Genomic DNA, 24,018 nt, shown 5'->3' on the forward strand with positions numbered 1-24,018 from the left:
ACGGGGGAGTGCGTTGAGCGCCACTCATGTGTACGCCGGCCCCTCACTGGACGCCGAGGCCGTCCACGCCCTGCTGCCGGATGCCGTCATCCACCCGCCGGTTCGGCACGGCGATCTGACGGCCAGTCCGGTCGGTGCGGGGGACCGGCTGGTCGTCCTGGACGGGCAGTTCTTCCAGTCGGCGTCCGTACGGCACAAGGAGATCTGCGAGGTCATCGCCCGCGGCGCTGCCGTGTACGGGGCGGCGAGCATGGGCGCCCTGCGGGCGGCCGAACTGGGGCCGTACGGCATGACCGGCAGCGGCATCGTGTACCGCCTGTACGCCTCCGGGTTCATCGAACGCGACGACGAGGTGGCCCTCGTCCACACCGAACCCGACACCGGATCCCGGGCGCTGACCGTCGCCCTGGTCTCCGTCCGGGTCGCTCTGCGCCGCATGGTCCGCCGCCGGGTCTTCGGCCCCGACGAGGAGGCCCGGTTGCTGGCGGCTGCCGAGGAACTGCCTTTCACCGCTCGCACCTGGCGGGGCATCCTGCACCAGGCCCAAGGCGTGTCCCGGACGACTTCCGACGCGATCCGCGATCTCACCCGGGGCCCCTCGGTGTCCTGGGACATCAAGACGCAGGACGCCCGCTCCCTGCTCACCCGCCTGGCCCTCGACCCCGTGCCACCCGCCCCGGCCTCCTACGCCGGAGTGCCGACCACCGTGCACATGGAGAACTGGCGGCGCACCACCGACGCCGAGAGCCGCACACTCCTCACCGCCGCGCAGATCTACGCGGACGACTATCCCGAGCTGCACCACCGGACCGTGCTCCAGCTCCTCACCGGTGAGACCGGCAAGCAGGACGACGACCTCGACCGGCTGGAGCGGTACGCCGTCGACCGCGCCCGGCAGCAGGGGTTGCTGTCCGGCGCCGGTCTCGCCCAGTGGCTCAGCGGCGAGGAGGCGTCAGCCGCACACGAACAGCACGTGATCGCCCGCGCGCTCGTACGCTCCTACCGCTGGTCCTGTGGCCTGACCCCGCTTCCCGCCCTTGCCGAGGCAGTCCGCACCGCTCCCGGTGTGACCCGGTTGCGTGAGCTGATCGCCGACGCCGAACAGCTCAACGCTCAACTGGCGGCCCGGGGTTACCCGCTCCAGCGCGTCTCGCGCGCGGCCCTGCACCGGCACTGTCTGAGCCGCTGGGACACCACCGTGCTCGTCCCGGCCCTGTACGACCGCGGCTTCACCGACCTCGACGACCTCGACAGCCGGGCCGTGCCCTTCGCACCGCACCTGGGCCTGGCCGACCCACCCCGTCTCCGGCTGCTGGACCGCTGAACACCGCCACGAACAGGAGTACGCGCCATGGTGCTGGAACGCCTCGTCAGCGACACCGACGAGCTACGCGAAGTCTGGGAGATGACACCCCTGCACTCCCGCGACCTGGGCGACTTCGACGACGTCTTCGGGCTGAGCCTCGCCGAGGACCTCGTCGTCCACCGCGGTCTGCGCATCCCCTACCTCCGGCTCCTGCGCGACGGCGCCTACGTCCCCGCCGCCCGCTTCACCCACCGCACCGGAACCGGCGCGGGCCAGGCCGACGGCGTCGCCGACCCGCACGCCGTCCTGCGCGAGATGGAACGCGGCGCCACTGTCGTCCTGCGCGGCCTGGTGCGCTACTGCCCCGAAGTGGCCGACTTCTGCGAGCAGTTGTCAGCGGAGCTGGGCTTTCCCGCCTCCGCCGGCGCCTACCTCACCCCCGCCCACTCACGCGGCGCAGGACCGCACTACGACCCCATGTCCGTCCTCGTCCGCCAGGTCCACGGTGTCAAACACTGGCGCCTCCAAGCTCCCCCGACCCAGTGGCCGCGCACGATGCCCGCACCGGGGGAGCGCTACGACACCCCCGTGATCGCCGAACTCGACCTGCACCCCGGCGACTCCCTCTACATCCCGCGCGGAGTGGTCCACGACGCCTGGACCACCGACAGCGAGTCCGTCCACATCACCTTCAGCGGCGACACCCCACCCATGTGGGCCGACATCCTGCACGACCTCGTCGACCAGGCAGCCGCATCCGACCCCGCCCTGCGCGAGACGTTCCCCTGGCGGTTCGCCGACACCCCCGACACCGTCGCCGCACAGGCCAAGGACCGCCTCACCGCACTGCGCGCCTTCCTCGACACCGTCGACACCGACGACTTGGCCCACCGCATCATCGACCGCCACGCAGCGCTCCCCGCCCAGGCACCCCGAGGACGCCTCGCCGCAGCCCTGGCCGCAGGTGCCCGCCCCACGGAGCCGCCCCAGTGACGTCCGCCGCCGGCCGCGACACCCGCTTCACGCGGCTCCTCGCCGCCGCCACCCTCTCCAACCTCGGCGACGGCGTCCGCGTCGTCGCCCTGCCGCTGCTCGCCGCGGCCACCACCCGAGACCCCTTCGCCGTCAGCGCCCTGACGGCCTGCATCTTCCTGCCCTGGTTCCTCTTCGGCCTGCCGATCGGCTCGCTCGTCGACCGCAGCAGGCCCGAGACCTTCATGGCCTGGGCGAACACCGCCCGCACCGTCCTCCTCGCCCTCCTGGCCCTGGCCCTGCTGGCCGACGTACGGTCCATGCCGTTGCTCTACGCGACGGCGTTCCTGCTGGGCATCGGCGAGGCCGCCTACGACAACGCCGCGCAGACCCTCGTGCCCCGCGTCGTCGCCGACGAGAAGCTGGAACAGGCCAACAGCGCACTGGTCACCGCCGAACGCGTCGGCCAGGACCTCGCCGGCCCGGCCCTCGGTGGCCTCCTCTTCGCCGTCTCACCCGCCCTGCCCTTCGGCCTGAACGCCGCCGCGATGCTCGTCGGCGTCCTCCTGCTCACCCGCATCCGCACCCCGGCCCCACCCGCCAGACCACACGGGCCGATCGTCCGCACCGTCGTCTCCGACGCGGCGGCGGGCATGCGCTGGCTGTGGCGGGCCCGTTTCATCCGCACCATCGTCCTCACCGGCGCGGCCCTGACCTTCTTCACCATGGCCTGGGAAGCCACCCTGGTGCTGCTCGCCCGCGGCCCCATGGGTGTCTCTGAGTCCGGCTACGGCGTCATGCTCGCCGTCGGCGCGATCGGCGGCGTGGCCGGTTCCCTCGCCACCCCCGCCCTCGTACGCCGCTTCGACCGTCGGGCCCTGCAGATCACCGCGATCGCGGTCACCGCCGTGCTCGACCTCGCCCTCGCGGCCTACCCGCACCCGGCCCTGGCCGCCCTCGCCTGGGGCGGTACCGGAGCCGCTTTCGCCGTTTGGAACGTCCTGGCCGTCACCCTGCGCCAACGACTCGTCCCCACCGAACTCCTGGGCCGCGTCAACAGCGCCAACCGCACCTTCTCCATGGCCGCCGTACCGCTCGGCGCCCTGACCGGCGGTGTGGTCGCCGACACGTTCGGCCTGCGCGCACCTCTGTGGATGGCCGGCATCGCCCTGACCGTCGTGGCGCTGGCCTACGCGGTGCTCAGCCGCGACCGCACGGGCGACGAAACGGCCCGTACTCCCGGGAACGACGAGAACAAGGACGAGCACAAGGTGGCCGAACCCCAGTGAGCGACACCAGCGAGACGAGCGATACCAGCGGATCTGACGACAGCGTCGGCCGAGTACGACGGATCTGCCTCCCTCCCTTCCGTCACCTCCTGGACCGCCTGCCCGCGCTGCACATCACCGACATCTACGAGGACCCCTTCGAGCCCTACCTCCACCAGCAGACCACCACGAAGACCTGGGACACCGACCACTTCACGGCCATCGCACGCAAGCGAGGCGGACGTGTCCTCGACATCGGCTGCGGCCGAGGCCGCGTAGCCCTGGCCCTGGCCGCAGAAGACCTCCCCACCACGGCCGTGGACATCTCCCGCGCCGCCACCACCCGTCTGCGCGCCCACCTGATCCAACACCCCGATCTGGCCCAGGGCATCCGGGTCGTACACGGCGACGTCCTCGACCCGGCGACCGACCTCGGCACGGGCTACACCACGGCCACGCTCGGCGACACGGCGGTGAACATGTTCGCCGACGCCCGCACGCTCACCGCCTTCCTCACCCGTGTCCGCAGCCTCCTGGCTCCCGACGGCGTGCTCTGCCTCCCCGTCCTCACCGAGCCCGCCCTCGCCACCTACGCCCGCCGCAACGGCGTCCTGGCCACCGACTTCACCGACGACCACGGCACACGTCACCTCCTCTTCGCCGCCATGCGCCACGACCCCGACGGCCCCCACTTCTCCCGCACCCTCTTCCTCCCGGACGCCACCCGAGACGGCGAGGGAGAACCCGTGGCCCATCTCGCCGCCGTCCGCGAACGCCTGTGGACCCGCGCTTCACTCGCGCCGCACCTTCGCGAGGCCGGCTTCGAGGTGTGCGAGAGCATCCCGGTGGTGCCCCGTGACGACGCGCTGGGACGGGTCGACGCGGAGATCCTGGTGCTGGCCTCCGGACGGACGGGCGGTGCTCTCAGGCGGTGAAGCCCAGCAAATCGACGAAGGCGTGGCGCGGGGACTTGTCGGAGAGCCTGGTGGCCGACGAAGTCGTCGTACGGCATACCGGGAGCCGGTTCGTAGAGGAGTGCCCGAGGTGGGGCGTGGCCTGGTAGGGCTGTCGGGTGGGCCCCAACGGGCCTTAGGATGCGGGGACTTCGGTGCCCGGAGGCGGCGGCAGCGGCCGGCGTCGGGTGCGGAGGGGTGTCACAGCGTAGGTACGACAACCGCATACGCGCGTGACTGGGGGAAGCCGGTGCGAATCCGGCGCTGACCTGCAACCGTGTGCGGCCCGTGGGGCCGCGAGTCGGGTGACCCGGCGCGTGCCCTGTACCGCTTCCACTGTCATGGACCGCAGCGCGAAGCCGAGAGCCAGGCGGGCCGTCTCGTTCGCTCGGTGACGGGCTGCGGGCCCGCCCGCACCAGGAAGGCTCCGCCATGGACCGTAACCCCGTACTCCGCCACCTGATGGCCGCGACCGCCCTCGGTCTCGTTCTCGCCTCCGCTCCGGCCGCCGCCCACGCGCGGAGTGCCGTGGACACGAACGTTCCGGTCAAGGTGAGTCTCGCTGTCCAGGGCCCGGACGGGCTCCTCTTCAAGGGGAAGATCAAGACCCGGGGCCACGACGTCACCACCGCGAGCGGAGGGACGCACACATGTGACGGCACCAACGGCGGCGCCCATCCCACGGCCGTCCCCACACCCACGGCCGCGCTCGACGACGCCGCCCGCAAGCGGGGCTTCACATGGGACGGCACCTGGTACGCGTCGTTCGACGACTTTCTGGTCGAAACGGTCAAGGGCGTCAGCGGCGGGGGTGTCGCCTACTGGAACATCTCTGTCAACGGGACGTCCACGCCGGTGGGAGGCTGTCAGTTCAAGCTGAACGCCGGCGACGAGGTCGCCTTCACCTGGACGGCCTTCTGAGCCCGTTCTCCGCTCATCGGCTGGGCGGGCCGGGGAACGGCTGTGCCTCGTCGGCGGTGAGCTCGGCCCCGGCCCGCACGTCGTGCAGTACGCGGGCCAGGACCTCCGTCCCGCGCACCACGCGGGGGCCGGGCCTGTTGAAATAGGACGGGCCGTCCAGAACCCAGACCCGCCCGGACCGCACGGCCGGCAGGTCGGACCAGCCCGGCAGTCCGGTGAGCAGGTGCGCCTCGCGCAGCGTGCGCTCCGGTGGGAAGCCGCACGGCAGGACCAGCACCACGTCCGGTCGTGCGGCACGTACCGCGTCCCAGGTCATCGGTCGGGTGTGCTCGCCCGGTGCGGCGAGCAGCGGCTCGCCGCCGGCGGCGGTGATCTGCTCGGGGACCCAGTGCCCGGCGGGCCACAGCGGGTCCAGCCACTCGATCGCCACCACCCGGGGCCGGGCGCGGCCCGCGACCACCGCGCGGACGTGCGTCAGCCGGGCCAGCAGCTCGGCCCGGCGTCGCTCGGAGCGTTCGCGAACGCCCAGCACCCCGCCCACGGTGACCAGGCAGTCGAGCACGTCGTCGAGGGTGCGCGGTTCCAGGCTGAGGACGCGGGTGTCCGCGTCCAGCAACCGCACGGTGCTGCTGACCTTCTCGTACGACACGGCGCACACGTCGCACAGGTCCTGGGTGAGCACCACGTCGGGCCGCAGAGCCGCGAGGGCCTCGGTGTCCAGGGTGTAGAGCGATGACCCGGAGTGCGCGGCCCCGCCGACGGCGTCCGAGATCTCCCGGCTGCCGAGGGCGTTCTGGTCCAGATCGGCGCCTGTCACCACGGGCACGGAGGCCACGTCCCGCGGTGGCCAGTCGCACTCGTGCGTGCGGCCGGCCAACCACGAGGACAGCCCGAGTTCGGCGACGATGTCGGTGGCGGCCGGCAGGAGCGAGACGATGCGCATGGCGTGACTCTAGGGCGCGTTCGTCTCTGCGGGCGCCGCCCGGCCGGTCCCTGGTCAGGAGCCCCAGCGTACGGCGATCGTGTCGCCGACCCCCACGGCGTACTCCCGTGCGGCGGAGACGAACGACGAGCCGTCGACGCTGACCTTCCAGGTGTTCGCGCCGCTGTTGGCCTTGCCGTTCACAGAGGTGACGGCGCCGGTGCCGGATGCCGGGGTCACGGCGGTCACGCAGCCCGAGGGGGTGGCCGAGGTGACGGCCGCGTCGAGGACAGCGCCCAGCGTGGTCGTCGAGCCCGTCGGGGTGAGGGCGACGGAGCAGACCTTGAGGTTGCCGGCACCGTCGTCCACGGTCAGTGCCAGCTTCGTCGCCGTACCGGACGTGAAGGAGTTCTCGCCCACCCACTGCGGCGCGCCGGCGGTGGCCGGGACGGGCGGTGCGGAGGTGAAGCCGCCGCCGGCCACCGCCCGTAGGCCGTCGATGGAGGCGTACGCGGACGGGCCGGTGTCGCTGGGCAGGTACTTGAAGCCGCCGCCGGGGTTGAATTGCTGCGCGATCAGGAAGTCGACCGGCGTCTTGCCCTGGGAGGTGAGGAAGTCGCCGGTCTGCGGGTTGATGCCGCAGGCGTTCAGGCCGGACACCGCCCAGCCGTTGGAGTCGGTGTTGACGCCGAACAGGGCCTTGAAGGCACCGCTGTTGGCGATCAGCTTGCTCTTGAGGAACGCCTTGGCCTGCGCGATGTCCGTGTCGGTGTTCGGCACGCCGGAGGCGCACAGGGAGGCCATGGCCGCGCCGGTCATGTCGATGTCGCTCGCGGCGGCGAGCTGAGCGGCGTTGCCCTCGGCCTTGCTGTAGTTCCAGCCGCCGTCGTTGTGCTGGTTGGCGCGCAACCGGGTGGTGATCGCCTCGCGCAGGGCCTGGGGGACGCGGACCTGGCCCGTCGTCGTCTTCGCGCCGTTCAGCGCGAGCGCGGCGAAGACGGTGGCGTTGAAGTTCGCCGACGGGCCGAAATAGCCGGGCTCGGCGGTCTGCCAGTAGCGGTAGATGTCGGCGATCAGGTTGCGGGAGGCGGAGACACGGGCCGGGTCGACGCCGGCGGCGTAGGCGTTGAGGGCGGCGCGCTCGTAGTCGGTGACCACAGGGGAGGCCGACGGCCAGCCGCTGGTGGAGAGCAGGTTGCGGTAGACGGTTCTGGCGTTCTTGCTGGTGTCCCCGCCCGGGGTGACGTCCACGGCGGCGGTGCCGGCGGCGGCGAACGCGCTGAACGCCCACTCGTTGGACAGCCCCGAGCCGGCGTAGGAACCGTCAGCCGCCTGGAGGGACTTGAGGTAGGCGACACCGTTCGTCTTCGACGTGGCGATCTGGGCCGGGGTGGCGGTCGCCGCGGCGGGAAGGGTGGTGAGGGCGAAGGCGCCGAGCGCGGCGGCGGCAACGAGCGCGGGACGGTTGAGGGTCAGCGGTCGGGGCATGGCGTGCTCCTTGGGTGCAGGACGCCGGCCGGCCCGCAGAGGAGCAGCGGCCCGGACCGCCGTCCGAACGCGTGGACGGGCTGCCAAAGGTGCTTCACCGCTTGGGCATTCGGGCTCGGGCCGGCCCCTTTGCCGCCCCACACCGCTGCGCGTCAGCCCCGGACTCCCACCGGGTTCCCCCACTCGGCAGTGCGGGACGGTACCCGACCGGCATCCCGGTCGCCAGAGGGGCCCCGGACAACCCCTGCGGTGTCCTGTACCTCACCTTGACGCTCCCTGTGAACCGTGTTCGAATCCGCCTGATACGCAACAAGTTCCAGGGGAAGCCGGTCGAATTCCGGCGCTGACCCGCAACCGTGGGCCCGGCACACCGCCGCGCGAGCCGGAATGCCTGGAGCGTGATCGAGCAACAGACGCCGTCGCGGACTACGGCGTGGTGCGACCAGCTCTCGTGCGCGGATTCACCCACGCAGCCGAGGGCCCTCAGCCACGTCTACCCTCGCGCCGGACAGGGGACGGACGAGGGGGCAGCTGTGCGGACCGGAGAGCGAAGAGACGGGCGGGCAGGCACAAGTCCCGTGCCCTGGAAGGCACTTGCGGCAGCGCTGCTGGCGCTGGTGGCGGCCTGCACGACGTTTCTCACCACGGCCTCTCGGGCGGCGGCCGACCTCATCGACGACTGCACGGCCACCAAGGGAGCGGTCGTCGCCGTGGACTTCGGACCGTTCGGCGGCGCGGTCGAACGCGGCTGCGACTCCACCCCGACCACCGGCTACGACCTCCTGCACGACGGCGGCTTCACCACCACCGGCACCCAGCACGACGGACCCGGCTTCATCTGCCGCATCGGCAAGGGCACTTCGGGCACCCCGTACCCGACGCCGGACAAGGAACCCTGCGTCCTCACCCCGCCCGCCACTGCCTACTGGTCGTACTGGACCGCCTCGCCCAGCCAGGACGAGTGGACCTACAGCCAGTACGGCGCGATGGACCGCAAGCTCAAGGACGGTGATGTGGACGCCTGGGTGTACGGCGGCACGGACGTCGGCGGCAGCACCGGCAAGCCCGCCTTCACCCCGGACGACGTCCGCGCAGGCGGCACAGGCACCCCCGACCCGGGCCCCACACCCACCGGAGCACCCGGCGAGGTCGACCTGACCGCCGCCGCGACCTGGCTCAAGAGCCGCCTCACCGACGGGGAACGCATCGTCGACGAGGGCGCCGACAGTCCCAACTACCTGCTGACCACCGAGACCGCGTACGCGCTCGCCGCCACCGACGGCAAGAGCGCCACCCTAGACAAGGTCACCGCCTTCCTCGCCGCCCACACCGGCGACTACGCCTACCCGAACGGCGCCGATCAGGCTCCCGACGCGACAGCCGCCGCCCGCCTGGCCCTCCTGGCCGAGAGCATCGAGGCCGATCCACACGCCTTCGGCGGCCACGATCTCGTCGGCGACCTGGTCAAGAACGTGTGCGCGGCGGGCCCGGAGTCGGGTGAGCCCACGCCCGGCTGCACGGCGAAGGGAGACTTCCGGGGCGCTGGCTACGCCGATGGGCAGGCTCTGGCCGTGCTGGCCCTGCTGCGTGCGGGAGCGACGCCACCGGCGGACACGGTGGACCGCCTCACCCGACTCCAGTGCGGCGACGGCGGCGTCACCAGCATCCTCATCCGGCCCGGCGAGTACTGCGACGGCGACCCCGCTACCACCGGCCTGGTCGCGCTGGCACTGAACAAGGCGGGCGGGCACGGCGGCGTCGTGACGAAGGCCCGTACCTACCTGACGAAGGCCCAGCGCGCGGACGGCGCTTTCCCCGGCTACACCGGCGGCACCACCGGCAGCGTCCACGCGACCGCGTACGCCGCCCAGGCCCTGCGTGCGCTCGGAGACATCGCCCGCGCGGACGCGGCCGTCGGCTGGTTGTCGCGGCAGCAACTCGCGGGCGGCGGCTTCGGATTCGAGGAGGGTGCCACCGACCCCGCCATCTACCCGACCCCGTCCGCCGTCCTCGCGGGCGCCGGCACCAGCCTGGCCACCCTGACCACCAAGAAGACGGAGCCCACCGACCCGCCGCCGCCCACCGGCCCGCCGACCCGTCCCGCCCCGGGGGTCGGCCCCGACCTGAAGAAGGGCGTCGCCTACCTGACCAGCGCCGCCAACCTGAAGCAGGGCCAGTACTACACCGCCGGACCAGGGATGTCCCGCGCCGACTTCGGCCTCACCATCGACGGCGCCTACGCCCTCGCCGCGACCGGCCTGGACAACGCCAAGCTGCGCGGCATCGTCGACTTCCTCGACCACGAGGGCCAGGACGGCGAGGGCCGCACCGTCAACGACTGGACCGGCGTCGGCACCGCCCATGCCACGGGCGGCTCTCTCGGCAAGACCGCGCTGCTCGCCGAAGCGGTCGGCCGCGACCCACGCGACTTCGCCGGGCACGATCTGATCGCCGCCCTCGACAAGGCCGTATGCACCAAGCCGAGCACCGCACCCGACCGCTCCTGCGCCGCCAAGGGCGCCTACACCTACGCCCCTTCCGTCTTCGCCCAGTCCCTGGCCCTCATCGCCCAGCTGCGGGCCGGCGAAAAAGCCGAGGAACCGCTCGCCTACCTGGAAAGCCTCCAGCACGACAGCGGCGCCTGGCCCAGCCTGATCCCCTCCACGAACGACTCCGACGTCGATTCCACCGCCATCGCCGCTATGGCCCTCGACCTGGCCGGCGGCGACAGGGCGGGCAAGGCCGTGGACAAGGCCCTCGCCTGGCTCGCGGACAAGCAGCTGTCGGACGGCGGCTTCCCGGGAGCGGCTGGCAACTCCGTCAACTCAGCCGCGCTCGCCGTCCAGGGCCTGTCGCTGGACGCCGAGGCGTACGCCGACGAGATCGGCGAGGCGCGCAAGTTCCTGGCCTCGCAGCAGAACTCCGACGGCGGGTTCAACGTGGCCGAGGAGGGGCAGCGTGGCTCAGATCTGCGGGCCTCCACCCAGGCGGTCGGCGGCTCCACCGGCGTCTCCTTCGCCGAACTGAAGCGCAGTCTCACCGGTACTACACCGCAGCCGACACCCAGCCCGAGCCCGAGCGGCAGCGCCCCTGACATCGTCACCCCAGGTGACACGGGCGGCTCGGCCGGCGGCAACGGCGCAGGCGGCGACGGGGGAGGACTGGCCTCCACCGGTACCCAGGTGGGCGCCCTCGCCGCGATCTCCGCGCTGCTGGTGCTCGCGGGCTGGCGCACGGTGGTCGCGACCCGCCGAAAGGACGACGAGGGGAGCCGACGGTGATCCCCGCACGTCTGCGGCGGGCGGCGGGCCGCGCGGCCGGTGCGCTCGGCCTCACGGTCGCCGCGTTCGCCACGACGACCGTCCCGGCCGTGGCCGACCCGCAGCCGATGGGTCGCTGCACGACGTCCTCCGGCGTTGTGCTCGCCGTCGACTTCAGCCACTGGGGCGGCCCGGTCTACCGCTCCTGCGGCACCACCCCGACCACCGGCTATGAACTCCTCAACCAGGGCGGCTGGCGCACCACCGGCACCGGCCACGACGGCCCGGCGTTCATCTGCCGTATCGGATACAGCGGTCACCAGCGCGGCAAGCAGTACCCGACAGCCGCCCAGGACGACTGCGTCCTCACCCCGCCCGCCTCCGCCTACTGGTCGTACTGGCACGCCGACCCCGGCGCCGACGACTGGACCTACAGCCAGCTCGGCGCGATGCTCTACAAGCCCAAGCCCGGCAGCGTCGACCTGTGGATCTTCGGCGGCACCGACATCGAAGGCACCGAGGGCCGGCCGAAGGTCACCCCCGACCAGTTGCGCGCCCACAACACCCGCCCGCAGGGCGACACGAGCAAGCCCGCCGCCACCGGCGAGGCGCCCGCCCTGCCGCCCGACGTCGACACCGGGCCGGCACCTGGACCCCCGAACCCCACCGCCCCGTCACCGGAACATCCCTCGGGGTCGAAGACGACCAAGCCGAGCGCGTCACCTTCGCTGAAACCGAGCCAGACGGCTGATGCCGCCACGCGCACCCCGTCGGCCGTCGCCACCCCCCGGCCCACCGCCAGTGTGGTCGACGCCGCCCCCGCCGCCGAGGTGCGGCACGACCCCGGCTCGATCACGCCGGTGGCCGTTGGCGCCGCGCTCGTCGTCCTGATCGGCGGCGCCGCAGTGTTCGTGGCGCGCCGACGCCGTCGTACCGAGTGACTGCCGTGGCCCATACGTCCGTCGAGGCACCCGTGACCGGGTCCGGACCGTCGCCGGACCCGCGCGGGCGCCGACTGCCGCGCGGCCTGCACCCGATGGCCTGGTGGATCTGGGCGCTCGCCCTGGCCACCGCCGTCAGCCGCACCAACAACCCGCTGCTGCTGTTCCTCGTCCTCGCCGTCCTCGGCTACGTCGTCACCGCCCGCCGCACCGAAGCGCCCTGGGCGCGCGGCTTCAAGTACTACCTGTACCTGGCCCTCACCGTCGTGGCGATCCGGGTCGTCTTCCGCGCCGTCTTCGCCACCGGCATCACACCCCGCGACCACTTCCTCTTCTCGCTCCCGCGCCTCCCCACCCCCGACTGGTACGCGGGTATCAAGATCGGGGGCCCGGTCTCCCTGGAGGCGGCGCTGTCGGCGGCGACGGACGGACTGCGTCTGGCGTGCATGTTGTGCTGCATCGGCGCCGCCAACACCCTCGCCAACCCCAAACGTGCCCTACGCGTGCTGCCCGGGGCTCTGTACGAACTCGGCGTCGCCGTCACCGTCGCGATCAGCGTGGCCCCGCAGCTCGTGCAGAGCGTCCAACGCGTCGCGCGCGCACGGAAGTTGCGCGCCGGACGCACGAAGGGCATGAAGGCGCTGCGCGGCATCGTGATCCCCGTTCTGGAAGACGCCCTGGAGCGCTCGCTGCGCCTGGCCGCCGCCATGGACTCCCGGGGCTACGGCCGCGCCGGCACCGCCACCCGCAACTCCCGCCGCATCACGGGTGCGTTGATGCTGTCGGGCATGTGCGGCCTGTGCGCCGGAGCGTACGGACTGCTGGACGCGACCGCACCCGCCTTCCTCGGACTGCCCGCCATGGGCCTGGGCGCCGCGCTGTGCGTGGCGGGCCTGCGCCTGGGCGGTCGGCGTGTCACCCGCACCGCCTACCGCCCCGACCCCTGGCGCCTGCCCGAATGGGCCGTGGCCGGCAGCGGAGTCCTGTCCGCCGTCCTGCTCCTGAGCAACCTCGGCTACGACCCCGCCCAGCTCAACCCCACCTTCTACCCCCTGGCCTGGCCCGCCCTGCCGCTGGTACCGACCGCCGCGATCCTCCTTGCCGGCGCGGCCGGACTCCTCGCGCCCCCGCCCGGCCCTGTCCAGAGAGGCCATGCCTCGTGATCGCCTTCGACCAGGTCACCATCCAGTACGACGACGCCCCCGCACCTACCCTGCGCGACATCGACCTCACGGTGGAGGAGGGCGAACTCTGCCTCGTCGTCGGCCACACGGGCGTCGGCAAGTCCACGCTCCTCGGTGCGGTCAACGGGCTCGTGCCGCACTTCACCGGAGGCACCCTGTACGGGCGGGTCACGGTCGACGGCCGCGACACCGCCCATCACCCGCCCCGCGAACTCGCCGACGTCGTGGGCGTGGTGGGCCAGGATCCGATCGACGGCTTCGTCACCGACACCGTCGAGGAGGAACTCGCCTACGCCATGGAGCAGTTGGCGATCCCCCCGGCCACCATGCGCAAGCGCGTCGAGGAGACCCTCGACCTCCTCGGCCTCGCCGACCTGCGCCACCGCGCCCTGCACGAACTCTCCGGCGGCCAGCAGCAGCGCGTCGCCATCGGCTCCGTCCTCACCGCCCACCCCCGCGTCCTGGTCCTCGACGAACCCACCTCCGCCCTGGACCCGACAGCCGCCGAAGAGGTCCTCGCCGCCGTCACCCGCCTCGTCCACGACCTCGGCGTCACCGTCCTCATGGCCGAACACCGCCTCGAACGCGTCGTCCAGTACGCCGACCGAGTCCTCCACCTCTCCGGCGAGGGCCACGCCCGCCTCGGCCCGCCCGTCGACATCCTGCGTACGTCGACCATCGCGCCGCCGATCGTGGAACTGGGGCGCGCCGCCGACTGGTCCCCCCTGCCCCTGACCGTCCGTGACGCCCGCCGCACCGCCGCACCTCTGCGCGCGCGGCTGGCCGACCGGGCTCCGGCACCCGTCCGCCCGCCCGCAGCGGGGGACCGCCCGCGTCTGCTGACCGCACGCGGTGTCACCGTCACCTACAAGCGCGTCCCGGCCGTCCGGAAAGTTGACTTTGACCTGCACGCGGGCGAGGTGACCGCCCTGATGGGACGCAACGGCTCCGGCAAGTCCTCCCTCCTGTGGGCACTCCAGGGATCCGGTCCGCGCCGCGCCGGGACGGTGAAGGTCACCCAGGCGCGTGGCGCGGCGGGCACCGATCCGCACACCGTGGCCGCCGCCCGCGCCCGCACCCTCGTCGGCCTGGTCCCGCAGACACCCGCCGACCTGCTCTACCTGGAGAGCGTCAAACAGGAACTGGCCCAGGCCGACATCGAGTCCAAGAGTGCGGACAGCGCCCGCACGATCCTGGACCGGCTCGCACCAGGCATCGACGACACCACCCACCCCCGCGACCTGTCGGAGGGGCAGAAGCTCGCCCTCGTCCTCGCCATCCAGCTCTCCGCCGCGCCCAGGGTGGTGCTCCTGGACGAACCGACCCGCGGCCTGGACTACCGGGCGAAGACCGCCCTGATCGGCATCGTCGATGCCCTCGCGGCGGAAGGCAGGGCGGTCGTCGTCTCCACCCACGATGTGGAGTTCGCTGCCCGGGCAGCCGACCGCGTGGTGGTCATGGCAGAAGGAGACATCGTCGCTGACGGCCCCACGACGGAAGTCATCGTCTCCTCGCCTGTCTTCGCCCCACAGACGGCGAAAATTATGGCCCCGCTGCCCTACCTGACGGTCGGCCAGGTCGAAGAAGCACTCGCCGTCGGCAGCGACGGGGGGAAGAACCCGTGATGTCCCGAGCGGCAGCGGCCATCCGGCTCACGCCGCGCGTCGGCATCGTGATGACCATGGCGGCCTTCCTCGGAGTGGTCGCGTTCTTCTGGCCGTTCGTCGTCGCTCCGGGAACGTTCGGCTCGAACTACGCGCCCCCGCTGATCTTCGGCGTGCTGCTCCTGCTCGTCCTGTGCGTGGTGCTGTCCGAGATAGCCGAGGGCGGCATCGACTCCAAGGCGCTGGCGATGCTCGGCGTCCTATCCGCAGTCAACGCGGCACTACGCCCCCTCGGAGCCGGGACTGCCGGCATCGAGACCGTCTTCTTCGTCCTGGTACTGGCGGGGCGGGTGTACGGGCCAGGCTTCGGCTTCACACTCGGTTGCACCTCGCTGTTCGCCTCCGCGCTGATCACCGGCGGGGTCGGCCCGTGGATGCCGTACCAGATGTTCGGCTGCGCGTTCGTCGGTATGATCGCCGGCTTCCTGCCACGGGCGAGTGGCCGCCGTGAGGTGCTGCTCCTGGCCGTCTACGGATCGCTCTCCGGCTATCTCTTCGGCTTCCTCCTCAACCTCTCCTTCTGGCCGTTCTCCCTCGACCCGAACAGCTCGATCGCCTACCTTCCCGGTCTGCCCTTCACCGAGCAGTGGCAGCGCTACATCGCCTTCGACATCGCGACCTCCCTGGGCTGGGACACAGGCCGCGCGGTCACCAACTTCGTCTGCCTGATGCTCGCCGGGCCCGCGGTCCTGACCACGTTCCGCCGGGCTGCCCGCCGGGCCAGCTTCCGGGCCCCGGTGCGCTTCGCCGCACACCGACCCGGGCCTCTCGAAAGCGCTGACCTTCAGAGTGCCTGTTCAGTCCTTCGCGGCCGTGCCCAGGAAGCGGATGTGCGGCCGGTCGCCGGGACCGGGGTAAGTGACTGTGGCGCGGACGCCGTAGACGTCGGCGATCAGTGACTCGGTGAGGGTTGCCGCCGGGGTGCCCGCGGCTACGACCCGGCCCTGCCGGAGGACGACGACCTGGTCGCAGTACATGGCCGCCAGGTTCAGGTCGTGCAGGGCGATGACGCTGGTGACGGGCAGTTCGGCGACCAGGTTCAGCAGGTCGAGCTGGTGCTGGATGTCCAGGTGGTTGGTCGGTTCGTCCAGCAGCAGCTCGCGCGGCTCCTGGGCAAGGGCGCGGGCGATCTGGACGCGTTGGCGTTCGCCGCCGGAGAGCGTGTGCCAGGGCTGGGCGGCGCGGTCGGTGAGCCCGGTGCGTTCCAGTGCGGTGCGTACGGCGTCGTCGTCCGCCTCGGTCGGGGGTGTCCAGGCGTGGCGGTGCGGGATGCGGCCCAGGCGTACGACGTCGAGGACGGTCAGCTCCACGAGGGTGTCGGCGTGCTGGTCTACGACGGCGATCCGTCGGGCCACGGCGCGGCGTCCCCACTCGCCGAGCGGGCGCCCGTCGAGGGTGACGACCCCGGAGGCCGCGGTGAGCACTCCGGACAGCAGCCTGAGCAGGGTCGACTTTCCGGACCCGTTGGGGCCCAGCAGCCCGGTCACGGAGCCGGGGCGCGGTGTGAGGCTGACGCCGTCGAGGATCAGCTGCCCGCCGATCGCGCGGCTGACGCGGTCGGCGCTGAGGGTGGACGGTGCCGCCGCCCCGGGTTCCGGGACGGGCCGGGGCGGTTGGACGTTCTCGTCCCGTCGCTCGGTTCCGGTCGTCATCGCATCCTCCTCGTGCGGTACAGGACCAGGACGAACGCCGGGACTCCGACGAGCGAGGTGACCACGCCCACCGGCAGCTCCTGGGGGTCCAGGACGGTACGGGCCAGGGTGTCGGCCCAGACCAGGAACACAGCACCCGCGACCGCGGTGACCGGCAGCAGCCGGCCGTGCCCGGGGCCGACGAGGGCGCGCGCGGCGTGCGGCAGGACCAGGCCGACGAAGCCGATCGCGCCCGCTGCGCTGACCAGCGCCGCCGTCAGCAGTGCGGTCACACACAGCAGTACCGTCCGGGTACGGGCCACCGCGACTCCCAGGGTGGCTGCCGCGTCCTGGCCGAACGCGAAAGCGTCCAGGGTGCGCGCGTACCCGAGGCACACCACCAGGGACAGGGCAAGGACGGCGAGGCAGAGCCAGACCTGGCCCCAGTCGGCGCCGCTGAGCGAGCCGAGCAGCCAGAACAGCACGCCACGGGTGGTCTCCGCGTCGGCCGCCGTCATCACGATGAAGGAGGTCAGTGAGGAGAACAGTTGCATCACGGCAACGCCCGACAGCACCACCCGGTCGGTGCTTCCGCCGAGGATGTGGCTGAGCAGGAGCACCAGTGCGAACGACACGAGCGCCCCCACGAACGCGCCCCCGGACAGGGACAGGGCACCGCCGGCGCCGAGGACGACCACGACGACGGCACCGGTCGACGCGCCGGAGGAGACGCCCAGCACGAAGGGGTCGGCGAGCGGGTTGCGCAGCAGCGATTGCATCACCGCCCCGCAGACCGCCAGTCCGGCGCCGCACACGGCGGCGAGCAGTGTGCGCGGCAGCCGCAGGTTCCACACGATGCCGTCCCGGATCGGGGACACCTCCGCGGTGCCCCAGCCCAGATGGGAGGCGATGACGGACCAGACGTCGCCGACCTCGATGTCCGCCGGGCCGATGGTGACGGCCACGGCGACGGAGAGGGCGAGCACGGCCAGTCCGACGCCCAGACCGACCGTGGTCCGCACAGCACCGGGGCCCGACCGCAGGGGCCGGGCCCCGGGCGGACGCAGGGCGGTGGTCATCCGGCGAGCCCGTACTCGCGCAGTGCCGCGCCGACGGTCTCGACGGCTTCGACGTTACGGATCGTGGGGTTCATCGCCTGGCCGGAGAGCAGCACGTACCGCTTCTTCTTCACCGCGTCCATGTTCTTGGTCGCCGGGTTCGACTCCAGGAACTCGATCTTCTTCTCGGCGGTCTCCGCGGTCTGCTGCTTACGGACGAGGTCGCCGATGACCAGGACGTCGGGGTTGCGGTCGGCGACGGTCTCCCAGTTCACCTGCGGCCACTCCTGGGTGGAGTCGTCGAAGACGTTCTTGGCACCGAGTTCGTCGGTGACGATGCCCGGCGCGCCACAGCAGCCCGCCATGTAGGGGGACTCCTGGTTGGCGAACCAGTAGAGGATGGTGGCCTTCTTGGCGTCGGTCCCGGCCGTGGCCTCGGCCACCCGGTCCTTCAGCTGTGTGATCAGCTTCTCGCCGCGCTCCTCCACACCGAAGATACGGGCCAGTTCACGTACTTCCCGGTACACGGTGTCCATGGCCAGCGGTTCGGTCCGGGAGCCGTCGCTGGCGCCCTTGTTGTCCTTGCCCACACAGTCGGCGGGCGAGAGGTAGGTCGGTACCCCGAGCTCCTCGAACTTCTCGCGCGGGGCCACCCCGCCCTTACCGAGGGTGGAGGCGAAGGAGGCGGCGACGAAGTCCGGTTCGGTCCCCAGGACCTTTTCGAACGACGGCTGGTTGTCCGCGAGCCGGGGCACCTTGGCGTTCGCCTTCTCCAGCCCCTTCATGACCGGGTCGGTCCAGGTCGCGGTGCCCACCATCCGGTCGGCCAGGCCGAGGGAGAGCATGATCTCGGTGGTGCCCTGGTTCAGGGACACAGCCCGCTTCGGCGGGGCCTTGACGGTCACCTTCTCACCGCAGTTGTCGAGCGAGACAGCTTGCGCTTCGGCGTCTGCGGACGTGCCGGAGCCCGAGGCTCCGCCGGACGACGAGCCGGAGCCGCAGGCCGAGAGCAGGAGCACTCCGGACAGGAGCAGGACAGAACTGCGAGCAGGATGTGACAGGCGCACGACGTGGGTTCCTTGGCGTCGGGGCCTATTCGCGAGGCCCGCTCGGACGGTGGCTGCCAGCAGGTCTTCGGACTCGGGATCATCCAGACGGAGCGCCTTCCCGGACCCGGCTGTGACCGTCTCCAGTGGCTGTCGCCCCGCCCGTCACCCTCACCGCTGCGCGTCAGCTCCGGATTGTCACCGGATTCCCTGACCCGATACGCGTACGACCGCGTTCACGAGTTCGACTGGCAGGCCGAAAATTACCATAGGCTTACCTAACTTCCGAAGTGCCCGGAGCGTCCTCCAGCGGTCGAGCGCCGGACCCGAGGTGAGCGCGCTCCGCCTGACCCGGCCCCTGGCACCGGTAACTCGCCGACCTGTACGTGCCGTTCGGCTTCTCGGTAGAGGTCCCGCGCAGTCTCGGCTGGTAGAGCGATAAGAAGCCCAGGAAGCAAATGGAGGGAACGGGCTCGTGGACGGCTCCAGGCCGCCTGTGTGCCGCGACGGCTGACGGCTGCGCCTTGGCTCTGCACGGTGCGCGCGAAAGCGCCGCTGCGCGATTGGGGGCGGGCGCGGATTGGCGACGGCTACTGGATACGCGAGCCCACCAGGGCAGCGTCGGCTACACGTCCGCAATCCAGGGATGTCCCGGGTGTACGCGGGCGAGTAGCTCGGCCAGGGTTTCTCGCTGAGCCGAGGTCATGTGTGGGACGGTTGCGTCGAAGTCTGCTTGATCCTTTCGGCGGGCGCCCTTGGCCTTGAACAGCAGGACGAGTTCGGGTGCCAGATAGGGGATGCCGTCTTGGGTGTGGTGGATGATGTCGCGGTAGGGAAGCCGGATCCTCTCGTCGCGTCGGCAGATCCAGGTGTCGCCGTCGTGCGGTTCGCGGAACACGTCGAGCAGGTAGTTTCCGGTGACCGGATTGCGGAGCCATGTCTGATGTACGGCGGCCAGCACGTCTGGTGTGGCGTCCTCCCAGATCCGACCGCTGCCTGCCGCGTCGAAGACGTATCTGGGAAAGCGGTTGCGGACCTCGGGAAAACGCGTGGCCGGAATCCCGATCTCGATGTCCCCATGCGCGCGTGTCTGTCTGCCGCGGAACAGGTCCAGTGCCCAGCCCGCAGCCACATACCAGGGCGTGCCGATCCCGGCCAACTGCTGCGCAACGTCACTCGGGGTCCAGCAGGAAGACCACCTGGCGTGGAGAGCTTCGATCTCGTCGGGGGACAACTCGGCGCCAACGCTGGGCAGTTGCTCGCTCACTGCGGGAATCTATCAGCGTATCGAAGATCCCTGGGCGTGGCCGATGAAGGAGAGCAACCGGCCTGGAACCATACGCCGCTCGCGATCACGTATTGTCACGAAGCGGTTGGAGCCGCCTGCTGGCGACGGACCTGACCACTGAGGCGCGACACGACGTAGGAACAGATTTCCGCGCCGCGTACGCGTCGGCGACCGGGACGGTGATCGACGTGGGCGCGCTACGGGCCGGCTGCCTGTGGAGCTAGCGACTCCTCTCGCGCTGCATCTCGTCGCGATGAAGGCGCAGCGTCTCGGCTCTGGCTCGATCGATTGCCCATCCTGGAAGGTTGCCTGGCGGCGGCTGACGACTGGGACGCACTCTCGCTGATCGTGTGAGGCCCGAGACGAGCGGTATCTCGGGGAGAAGCAGCTGCTGCGAGAATGCCCCGATGAGGGGTGCCGGTAAGAACGCTGTCACCAGCCGCAAACGGCGATGATCTTGGGAGGACGTCACCCGCGTGGGTGAGTCCGAGGCGTACAGCTGCGGTGGGTGAGGCTCCGCGAGGACGATCGGCGATCGTGGCCCGTACTCCGTTAGACCTGGATGAACTCGTCGAGCACTGGACGCTGCTGAAGGATGAGCAGGGGCTCGTGTCCGGCAAGCGCGGTGCGACGCGCCTTGGCTTCGCAGTGCTGCTGAAGTTCTATACGCAGTACGGCCGGTTTCCCCGGAACCGGGCAGAGCTTCCCGGCGAGGCTGTGGAGTTCGTCGCCCGGCAGGTACAGGTTCCCGCCTCGGAGCTGGAGTCCTACGACTGGACGGGCCGTACGGTCGAGTACCACCGTGCGCAGATCCGGGAGCACCTCGGCTTCCGCGAGTGCAGCGTCGCGGATGCGGAGAAGCTGACGGAGTATCTGGCCGAGCACGTCGCGCACAAGGAACGCAGACCCGAGCAGGTACGGGTGGAACTGCTGGCCCGCTGCCGGGAGGAGAGCATCGAGCCGCCCACGCCGGGCCGGTGCGACCGCATCGTGGGGGCCGCTCTGCGGGAGGCCGAGGAGTCGCTGACGGGCCTGATCTCCTCGCGGCTGACTGCGGAGAGTATCGAGCGGATCATGGCTCTGGTGGCGAGTGGCACCGACGACCAGGACGACGCCCGACCCGCGGGCGGCGGTACGGAGGGCGAGGATGTGCCGCCAGTGCTGGGGAAGGTCAAGGAGGCTCCGGGCAACGTGAGCCTGGAGACGATGCTCACCGAGATCGACAAACTCCTGGCGGTGCGGGCGATCGGTCTGCCACGGGATCTGTTCGTCGACGTCGCGCCGAAGGTGGTGGCCGGCTGGCGGGCGCGGGCCGCGGTGGAGTCGCCGTCCCACCTGCGGACGCATCCGGTGGCGCTGCGGGTGACCTTGCTGGCCGCGCTGCTGCACGAGCGCGAGCGGGAGATCACCGACACGCTGGTGGAGCTGCTGATCTCCACGGTGCACCGGATCGGGGCGCGCGCGGAGAAGAAGGTCACCGAACAGCTGATCAACGCGTTCAAGAAGGTGTCGGGCAAGGAGAACATCCTCTTCAAGCTCGCCGAGGCGTCGCTGGGCACCCCAGAGGGAACGGTCCGCCAGATCGTGTTCCCGGCGGTGTCCGGGGGCGAGGCGACGCTGCGGGAGCTGGTGCACGAGTTCAAGACCCGGGGGCCGGTCTACCGGCGCACGGTGCAGACCACGTTGAAGGCGTCCTATACCAACCACTACCGGCGCGGGCTGATCAAGCTGCTGGACGTGCTGGAGTTCCGTTCCTCCAACAATGCTCACCGGCCGGTGATCGAGGCCCTGGCGCTGGTGACCCGGTACGCGAGCGCCGGGAACACGACGTACTACCCGCTGGGTGAGACGGTGCCGGTGCACAAGGCGATGGGCGGGGACTGGGCGGAGGTCGTCCACCGCACCGACAAGCGGGGCCGGCGCCGGGTGGTGCGCATGGTCTACGAGGTCGTCGCCTTCCAGGCCCTGCGCGATCAGCTCAAGTGCAAGGAGATCTGGGTGGTCGGCGCCGACAAGTGGCGCAACCCGGACGAGGACCTGCCGCAGGACTTCGAGGCGAGGCGGGCGGAGAACTACCGGGAGCTGCGCAAGCCGCTGGACGCCGCGGTGTTCGTCGACGAGCTGCGCGAGCAGATGACGGCAGAGCTGACCCTGCTCAACGACCAGATGCCGAAGCTGTCCTGGCTGGACATCGCGGAACGGAAGTCCGGCGCGATCCGGCTGACGGCGGCCGAGGCCCAGCCCGAGCCGCGCAACCTGCGCAGGGTCAAGGCCGAGGTGCAGAGGCGTTGGGGCATCGTGCCGCTCGTCGACATGCTGAAGGAAGCGGTGCTGCGGACCGGCTGCCTGGACGCGGTCACCTCCGTCTCCGGCGGCGGCAGCCTCGCGCCGGAGGTGCTGGCCGAACGCCTGCTGCTGGTCATCTACGCGTACGGCACGAACACCGGCATCAAGGTCGTGGCGTCCGGCGGCCACGGGCACACCGAGGACGAACTCCGCTACGTGCGCCGCCGGTATCTGTCGGCGGAGTCGGCCCGTGCCATCGCGGTCCAGATCGCGAACGCCACCTTCGCCGCCCGCAGCGCCGAGTTGTGGGGCCAGGGCTCGACCGCGGTCGCCTCCGACTCCACGCACGTGCGCGCCTACGACCAGAACCTGTTCACCGAGTGGCACTCGCGCTACGGCGGTCGCGGGGTGCTCATCTACTGGCACGTGGAGAAGAAGTCCCTGGCCATCCACTCCCAGCTGATCAACTGCACCGCCTCCGAAGTCGCCGCGATGATCGAGGGCGCGATGCGGCACGGCACCACGATGGACATCGAGGCCAACTACACAGACAGCCATGGCCAGTCGGAAATCGGGTTCGGCGTCACGAGGCTGCTGAACTTCGTCCTGCTGCCCAGGATCAAGCGGATCAACAAGGTCAAGCTGTACCGGCCGGTGGCCGGCGAGCCGGACGCCTACCCGCAGCTGACCCCGGCGCTGACCCGCCCGATCCGCTGGGAACTCATCGCCCAGCAGTACGACCAGATGATCAAGTACGCCACCGCGATCCGGACACGTACCGCGTCCACCGAGGCGATCCTGCGCCGCTTCACCCGCAACGCCTCCCACCCCACCTACGCTGCGATGCTGGAGGTCGGCCGCGCCCAGAAGACCATCTTCGTGGCCCGCTACCTGCGGCTTCGGGACCTTCAGCGGGAGATCGAGGAGGGCCTGAACGTTATGGAGTCCTCCAACGGCGCCAACTCCGTCATCGCCTACGGCAAGGGCGGCGAGATCGCCTCGAACCGGCGCGACGAGCAGGAGATGTTCGTGCTGTGCCTACGGATCTTGCAATCGGCCCTGGTCTTCGTGAACACCTTGATGCTCCAGGACATCCTTGGCGAACCGGAGTGGGCCGACCTCCTCACGCCCGCCGACCGGCGCGGCCTGACCCCGCTGTTCTGGTCCCACGTACGCCCGTACGGGGAGGTGAACCTTGACATGGGCGCCCGCCTCAACCTCCCCGCGGCCTCCGTACCTGGCCCCCGGGCCCCGGCCGACCAGACCCCGCGAACCACAGTGGAGAACGAATGAACCTGCGCCCGTACGGCACGAGCGGGCAGCATCTACGTCTTGCGTGGCGCAACATCGACACGTGGCTACCCCGGACCCGTACCCGGACCCACTGTGCTGGCCTCGCCTATATGGTGGCGCCTGCCGGTCGACGACCGAGAGGCGCCACCGGTCCGGCGTCGCACTCGCCTTCTGGACCAACCGCCAGGTGCCGGCGCGGCCTGTGCGAGTTGCTGGATGCGCGACAGCGAGGCCGACATCCTCTGCTGTGACGGCGGCCGGTGGCCCCCCGGCAAGGCTCCTGGGCTCACCGGAAGGGGACTGCGAATGCATCGCCCCGCGGCCAGGCAGGTCACCCGCAGTAAACCCGCACCAGCCGCCTGATGGCGCAGCTGATGCCCATCAACTGAATTCTTGCCCCTTCGCGAACCAACCCATCGGGTCAGAACGCAGATGGTGTCCTGGTCCACACGGGCCATCAGATGCGTCGACTGGCCGCTGTGATGGGTGAGCTTCAAGTCAACTTGACTGAGTCGTGACATGAAGCCCAGGAGGCAG

Annotated in this window: 17 protein-coding genes and 4 riboswitches; of the genes, 11 read left to right on the top strand and 6 right to left on the bottom strand. The window is 71.0% G+C overall.

What is annotated here, in order from left to right; all coding sequences use genetic code 11:
- Positions 1–13 precede the first annotated feature (13 nt).
- The 5 genes from GWK25_RS11400 to GWK25_RS11420 all read left to right on the top strand — a co-directional run bounded on the left by GWK25_RS11400 (position 14) and on the right by GWK25_RS11420 (position 5,420).
- Positions 14–1,324 (top strand): TfuA-like protein, encoded by a 1,311-nt coding sequence (locus GWK25_RS11400; RefSeq protein WP_215449693.1) that lies wholly within the window; start codon positions 14–16, stop codon positions 1,322–1,324.
- Positions 1,325–1,351: 27 nt separating this feature from the next.
- Positions 1,352–2,299, top strand: coding sequence for a cupin domain-containing protein (locus GWK25_RS11405; RefSeq protein ID WP_215449694.1), 948 nt, complete (start codon positions 1,352–1,354; stop codon positions 2,297–2,299).
- On the top strand, positions 2,296–3,567 hold the full coding sequence (locus GWK25_RS11410) for an MFS transporter (protein ID WP_215449695.1): 1,272 nt from the start codon (positions 2,296–2,298) through the stop codon (positions 3,565–3,567). The genes GWK25_RS11405 and GWK25_RS11410 overlap by 4 nt, the downstream gene beginning before the upstream one ends.
- Positions 3,564–4,481, top strand: a complete 918-nt coding sequence (locus GWK25_RS11415; protein WP_215449696.1) for a bifunctional 2-polyprenyl-6-hydroxyphenol methylase/3-demethylubiquinol 3-O-methyltransferase UbiG — start codon at positions 3,564–3,566, stop codon at positions 4,479–4,481. Before GWK25_RS11410 ends, GWK25_RS11415 begins: the two co-directional genes overlap by 4 nt.
- A gap of 223 nt (positions 4,482–4,704) precedes the next feature.
- Positions 4,705–4,832, top strand: a riboswitch (cobalamin riboswitch).
- 99 nt (positions 4,833–4,931) lie between these two features.
- A complete protein-coding gene (locus GWK25_RS11420; protein ID WP_215449697.1) occupies positions 4,932–5,420 on the top strand; it encodes a DUF4430 domain-containing protein in 489 nt (162 codons plus the stop codon).
- Between the two features lie 13 nt (positions 5,421–5,433).
- On the opposite strand, the gene GWK25_RS11425 is transcribed toward GWK25_RS11420, so the two are convergent.
- Positions 5,434–6,363 (bottom strand): cobalamin-binding protein, encoded by a 930-nt coding sequence (locus tag GWK25_RS11425; protein WP_215449698.1) that lies wholly within the window; start codon positions 6,361–6,363, stop codon positions 5,434–5,436.
- A 54-nt stretch (positions 6,364–6,417) separates the two neighbouring features.
- Positions 6,418–7,830, bottom strand: coding sequence for a hypothetical protein (locus GWK25_RS11430; RefSeq protein WP_215449699.1), 1,413 nt, complete (start codon positions 7,828–7,830; stop codon positions 6,418–6,420).
- 103 nt (positions 7,831–7,933) lie between these two features.
- A riboswitch (cobalamin riboswitch) is annotated at positions 7,934–8,010 on the bottom strand.
- Positions 8,011–8,148: 138 nt separating this feature from the next.
- Positions 8,149–8,223, top strand: a riboswitch (cobalamin riboswitch).
- A 185-nt stretch (positions 8,224–8,408) separates the two neighbouring features.
- On the opposite strand from GWK25_RS11430, the gene GWK25_RS11435 reads away from it, so the two are divergent.
- The 5 genes from GWK25_RS11435 to GWK25_RS11455 are packed head-to-tail and all read left to right on the top strand — an operon-like array spanning position 8,409 to position 15,778.
- A complete protein-coding gene (locus tag GWK25_RS11435) occupies positions 8,409–11,111 on the top strand; it encodes a prenyltransferase/squalene oxidase repeat-containing protein (RefSeq protein WP_308404214.1) in 2,703 nt (900 codons plus the stop codon).
- The gene (locus GWK25_RS11440; protein WP_374200607.1) at positions 11,108–12,031 is read left to right on the top strand and encodes a hypothetical protein; all 924 of its coding nucleotides are present in this window, start codon (positions 11,108–11,110) and stop codon (positions 12,029–12,031) included. Before GWK25_RS11435 ends, GWK25_RS11440 begins: the two co-directional genes overlap by 4 nt.
- Positions 12,028–13,194, top strand: a complete 1,167-nt coding sequence (locus GWK25_RS11445) for an energy-coupling factor transporter transmembrane component T (RefSeq protein WP_215449700.1) — start codon at positions 12,028–12,030, stop codon at positions 13,192–13,194. The genes GWK25_RS11440 and GWK25_RS11445 overlap by 4 nt, the downstream gene beginning before the upstream one ends.
- Positions 13,191–14,840 (top strand): ABC transporter ATP-binding protein, encoded by a 1,650-nt coding sequence (locus GWK25_RS11450; RefSeq protein WP_215449701.1) that lies wholly within the window; start codon positions 13,191–13,193, stop codon positions 14,838–14,840. The genes GWK25_RS11445 and GWK25_RS11450 overlap by 4 nt, the downstream gene beginning before the upstream one ends.
- On the top strand, positions 14,840–15,778 hold the full coding sequence (locus GWK25_RS11455) for an ECF transporter S component (protein ID WP_251828820.1): 939 nt from the start codon (positions 14,840–14,842) through the stop codon (positions 15,776–15,778). Before GWK25_RS11450 ends, GWK25_RS11455 begins: the two co-directional genes overlap by 1 nt.
- On the opposite strand, the gene GWK25_RS11460 is transcribed toward GWK25_RS11455, so the two are convergent.
- From GWK25_RS11460 to GWK25_RS11475, 4 genes are all read right to left on the bottom strand, one after another.
- Entirely contained in the window at positions 15,677–16,531 is an 855-nt protein-coding gene (locus tag GWK25_RS11460; protein ID WP_215449702.1) for an ABC transporter ATP-binding protein, read from the bottom strand. The genes GWK25_RS11455 and GWK25_RS11460 overlap by 102 nt on opposite strands.
- Complete coding sequence (locus GWK25_RS11465) at positions 16,528–17,589, bottom strand: iron ABC transporter permease (protein ID WP_215449703.1); 1,062 nt, start codon at positions 17,587–17,589, stop codon at positions 16,528–16,530. Before GWK25_RS11465 ends, GWK25_RS11460 begins: the two co-directional genes overlap by 4 nt.
- Entirely contained in the window at positions 17,586–18,635 is a 1,050-nt protein-coding gene (locus tag GWK25_RS11470; protein WP_215449704.1) for an ABC transporter substrate-binding protein, read from the bottom strand. The genes GWK25_RS11465 and GWK25_RS11470 overlap by 4 nt, the downstream gene beginning before the upstream one ends.
- 40 nt (positions 18,636–18,675) lie before the next feature.
- Positions 18,676–18,882, bottom strand: a riboswitch (cobalamin riboswitch).
- Positions 18,883–19,239: 357 nt separating this feature from the next.
- Positions 19,240–19,881, bottom strand: coding sequence for a nucleotidyltransferase domain-containing protein (locus tag GWK25_RS11475; RefSeq protein WP_215449705.1), 642 nt, complete (start codon positions 19,879–19,881; stop codon positions 19,240–19,242).
- A gap of 558 nt (positions 19,882–20,439) precedes the next feature.
- Here GWK25_RS11475 and GWK25_RS11480 point away from each other — a divergent pair.
- Complete coding sequence (locus GWK25_RS11480; RefSeq protein ID WP_215449706.1) at positions 20,440–23,481, top strand: Tn3 family transposase; 3,042 nt, start codon at positions 20,440–20,442, stop codon at positions 23,479–23,481.
- The last annotated feature ends 537 nt before the right edge of the window (positions 23,482–24,018 follow it).

Origin of the sequence: Streptomyces sp. ATCC 21386 (assembly GCF_018728545.1) — a bacterium.
Taxonomy (GTDB): domain Bacteria; phylum Actinomycetota; class Actinomycetes; order Streptomycetales; family Streptomycetaceae; genus Streptomyces.